5 protein-coding genes and 1 pseudogene are annotated in these 3,885 nt (G+C 63.6%); 1 reads left to right on the forward strand and 5 read right to left on the reverse strand.

Going from position 1 to position 3,885, the window contains the following annotated elements:
- Positions 1-180: VOC family protein (locus WA944_RS22525; protein ID WP_526647363.1), on the forward strand; the 180-nt coding region annotated here is incomplete at its 5' end.
- Positions 181-512: 332 nt separating this feature from the next.
- On the opposite strand, the pseudogene WA944_RS22530 reads toward WA944_RS22525, so the two are convergent.
- The 5 genes and pseudogenes from WA944_RS22530 to WA944_RS22550 form a co-directional block, all read right to left on the reverse strand.
- A pseudogene (locus WA944_RS22530) lies at positions 513-680 on the reverse strand (hypothetical protein); the annotation flags it as partial.
- A complete protein-coding gene (locus WA944_RS22535) occupies positions 677-1,453 on the reverse strand; it encodes a Fic family protein (protein ID WP_526611706.1) in 777 nt (258 codons plus the stop codon). The gene WA944_RS22535 and the pseudogene WA944_RS22530, both read right to left, overlap by 4 nt.
- A gap of 80 nt (positions 1,454-1,533) precedes the next feature.
- Positions 1,534-1,905, reverse strand: coding sequence for a hypothetical protein (locus WA944_RS22540; RefSeq protein ID WP_178359598.1), 372 nt, complete (start codon positions 1,903-1,905; stop codon positions 1,534-1,536).
- A 2-nt stretch (positions 1,906-1,907) separates the two neighbouring features.
- A complete protein-coding gene (locus WA944_RS22545; RefSeq protein WP_526647364.1) occupies positions 1,908-2,816 on the reverse strand; it encodes a hypothetical protein in 909 nt (302 codons plus the stop codon).
- The coding region (locus WA944_RS22550; RefSeq protein WP_526647365.1) for an EspK C-terminal domain-containing protein at positions 2,807-3,885 on the reverse strand (1,079 nt) is incomplete at its 5' end. The genes WA944_RS22545 and WA944_RS22550, both read right to left, overlap by 10 nt.

A 3,885-nucleotide genomic window follows, 5' to 3' on the forward strand; every position in this document is an offset into this window, starting at 1 on the left:
GGTCCGCGGTTCGAGATGTATGTCTATGTCGACGATCTGGACACATTGGTGACCGATCTGCGCAATGACGGAATCCCTGTCCTGGCCAACGTGGCCGACATGCCATGGGGTGAGCGTGTCGCGACCATCGTCGACCCGGATGGCAATCCGGTGACGCTGTGTCTAGCCCAGGACGGCTAACAATGCTCGATGTTGAGGACATGCGTCGGAGATGCGAAGCTCACGACCAGTGGATGCGGGAACACCCCGACTCCGTCGCCTTCAGCGAGGCGTGGGCCGACCGAAATCTTGACGAGTTGACAAAGCGTTGAGATCCTCACGCTGAGGCGAGATTTGGGTCACGGGTACCGGGAATCAACGTGCTTGTCATCTCCTCCAACTGTAGTCGTCGTCCGCGGTGGTGCCTTGTGATCAAAGCGCCGACAAGCTGCCGTACTTTTCTCCGGTCGACAGGTCAGTGATCAGGCTGCTCACACGGCTCCGTGATGCCGCCGAGGCCGGGTATTCCACCTTTACGGACCCATGTCGTCGAGGCCGATCGCAGCCTGATTCGCTTGGTAGATCCTCTGCGCGTAACCGTCAATGCCGAGAGTCGGGACCGTTTGCGCGGTGTAGTTCTGGAGGGCGATCCGAAGATGCGCGTGTCGCAGGGCCTGTTCTATCAATTCCGATCGGTTCAAGACCGTCCCTGCCACACCTCAATAATTCCACATCCAGAGCCAAAGTCGTCGAAATCGAACGGTGTGGCCTCGCCGCTGCGTTCACCGGCGATCAACGCCTGGCGCACCGCATCCAACCGGGCCTCACGAAGTCGACTGCGTAGCAACGTCTTCACCCCATCGTGCTCGCCGTAGACGTAGGCCCTCGCCAGTAGGTCGTTGAATGTCCTGGCCACACTGGGGTCGTCGTCATCGACGGGGATGGTGAGCAGAACACCGGCACCGGAACCGATGAGCAAGCCGTTGGCCACGAACACGGCGGTGCGCTTGTTGCCATCCTCGAAGGGCTGGGCCTCAGCCAGGTCCACGAAGAGGGCGAGCGCGTTCTCCTGGACCTCAGCGCTGCGCGTCGCACGGTCGAGCACCGCTTGCAGTCCGTCCTCGGACAGGGCGTCGGGGGTGTGACGACCGTAGGCCGTCGCCACCCCGATGGCCTGCTCCTGGGTCCGCAGCTGGCCTGGATGCAGGGCCCCGCTGCGGGTGATCGTGGCGTTGACGGCCCGCACGAAGCCGGCGTCGAGCGGATCGCCGGCGGCGTGGTCGATGACGAACTGCGCCGAGTCCCGCAGATCCTCGAGAAGCGCAAGGTCGGCCCGCGACGCGGCTCGACCAAGCCTTCCAGAACGCAGAAATCTCTCGGTATCAAGCCGGCCGATGGACAGGCCGTCGAAAACCTTGCCCGCGGAATACACCACCTCCGCAAGATCTGAGAGGGTAAGCGCGTCCACGGTCACCCTTCCCGGTCGCAGTCGGTGTGCTAATTCAAGCAAAAGCCCAGGGGCGGGCGCTCTGGCGGACCTGCGCTCTGGCGGACCTACACGCTGGCAGTCGCCGCACCCGGCGCGACGGCCACGATGCCTGCCGCATTCTCGGTGTCCTGGGCTTCCAGCTGCGCTGCGCTGGCCACGTCCCCGCTGGCAACGGCGCTGCCCGCTCGACTCAGGTCAGCCAGAAACGTGCCATCCTGGGCAGGCCACGTGCTGGTGACGGCGTTGATGGCCAGCGAAACCCCGTCAGGCTGTGCAGCCGCACCTGCCAAGCCGCCGACACCCTGGGCAGCCCCGGCCGCACCGCCTGCGGCGACCGCCGCAGCCTCGGCGCCGGTGGTCGCACCTGATGCGGGCAGGGCGATCGGATCGACCTTAATACGGTCCCCGGAGCCTCCCGAAGGTGGTACTGCGGCCATGATCATTGTCCTTTCTGGCCGTGGTTCATCCAGTAATCCGGTATGCGCTGCATCTCCGCACGGTATGCCGAGTCGTTGAGACGCGCGAGGTGCGCGGCTCGCTGCTGATGATCAGCATCAGCCCAGCGGCGTGTACGGGCGATCGCTTTCTCAGCCCAGTCGGTCTGGCGTAGGTCTTCTCGGCCCGCGTAGCGCATCCACCTTTCGCCGAAAACATCGAGCAACTCTGGTGAACGAACGCTCAAAGCGGCAATAGCCGCCTCCACACTCTCGGTGAGCAGGTCCCGCCGAATCAGGGCACGTTCCCGAATCTTGGCCTCTGATTCGATGCCCAGCACGGTGCAAGCAAGATGTCGTTGGCCCATCCCTCTACGCTGTTGTTCTTCGTGCAGCTTCGAGGATTCCTCGAAATCGATGATTTCGGAACAGGATATCCACCAGGCGCGTAGTGCTTGATCTGGACCTCCGGATGCGCCTGGCTCCCAATCCCACGGCCCGCCCTCCACTACCTCGCGTAGCGCAAGAACTTCTGTCTCTGCCTGGCATGTAAACGGATAAGCCCACGGACTCATCGGAGTTCCGCCACCAGCGCCGCTGCCCTCGCGGGCACGTGCGTGGTGCAACCGACCGCTGGCGGCACCGGCACGGATTTCCCGCCAATCCGGCTCCAGCTCTCCAGAGCGCGCATCGGCCACAATCCGGGCGAATGCAGCCGTCGTTGTTTCACTCCAGCTCGGAGTACGACCCATACCAGGAATCAAAGACATTCCGGTGTCCTGGGCCTCCAGCCAGCTGCGCGCGCCGAACTTGCCGACCTTGCCCACTGAGGTGGACTTTGCAGAAGGCACCGTGCCGCCAAGGGCCCTTAAGCTGTCCGCGTCGAACGCGTCGTCAGACGGAATCATCGACATTGGCGCTCCAGAGTCGATAGGGTCGACGCCACCACTTGGCTGAATCCGGCCACTTTCGCGCAGTACACGATGTCGGCCAAGGACGGTGACGCCGGCTGCTGCCAATACCGAATCAGCTCAGCAATGAGCGCGGTCCGGTAGAACGCTATGTACAGCATGCGCGCAGTCAACGACTGTTTCGGATCGTCCTCCAGATCCAGCGGCCCACTCAGGTGCGGACTAGTCGCGTTTCCTTCGTGCCGTTGGGCCACCTCGTTGTTGTACGCCTCCCAGTCGACGGGTGTGCCCTGGCCGAGCTTGTTGAGCAATGCCAGGTCGGCCGCCTCGGCAACCTGATAAGGCCCGTCTGCACCGCATACCGGACTACGGTCGCTCTTGGTGGCCGCTGGCTCTTGTATCGCCGCCTCCACCACCGCGCGGGTGATGACCGCAGCCACGGGAACCTCAGACGCTCCACCGATCACCGTTGAAATCTGTTGCGCCAGAACCGGATCAATAGTTGCTAAGCGGTGTTGATGCTCACCGTCGAGCACCGGCACCGAACCAGGCGTATGCAGGATCGACCGCAACGTCACCGTCTCAAACTCCTGCCAACCCGCAGGGCGCGGACCCTCCGCAGTAGTCACCAACGCACTGCGCACCACTCCAGAAGCCCTGTCGGCCAATGCATCAGCATGCCCGGACAGCACATCAGCCGGCCGCCGCCACCCCATGTACCTATCCGCCCACCTCATCGGCAACGCCGGATCACGGGGCGCGATCCGAGCTGTCGTCGGAATGTACACCGACGCAGGCACATACACCCCACCACCAGCGCTAGAAGCAATAACAAGCTGCGGCCCAAACTGTGTACGCACAACTGCCACAGCCCAATTCACAAACCCGGAGTCGATGGTGTTCCAGCTCGCATCCGTGCCACGAACCAACCCGTCAAGCACCTGCCGCGCCAGCATCAAGTCCGCGCTCACATCCGGCTCAGGCAAGCTCGCCGCCGTCGCAGCACCAGAGCTACCCGCCATCACCGGAGCAGCACCACCCTGCTGGCCCGACGGACCAGCCGCGGAAGGCG

It is taken from the genome of Mycobacterium sp. (assembly GCF_049683355.1).
Lineage (GTDB): Bacteria > Actinomycetota > Actinomycetes > Mycobacteriales > Mycobacteriaceae > Mycobacterium.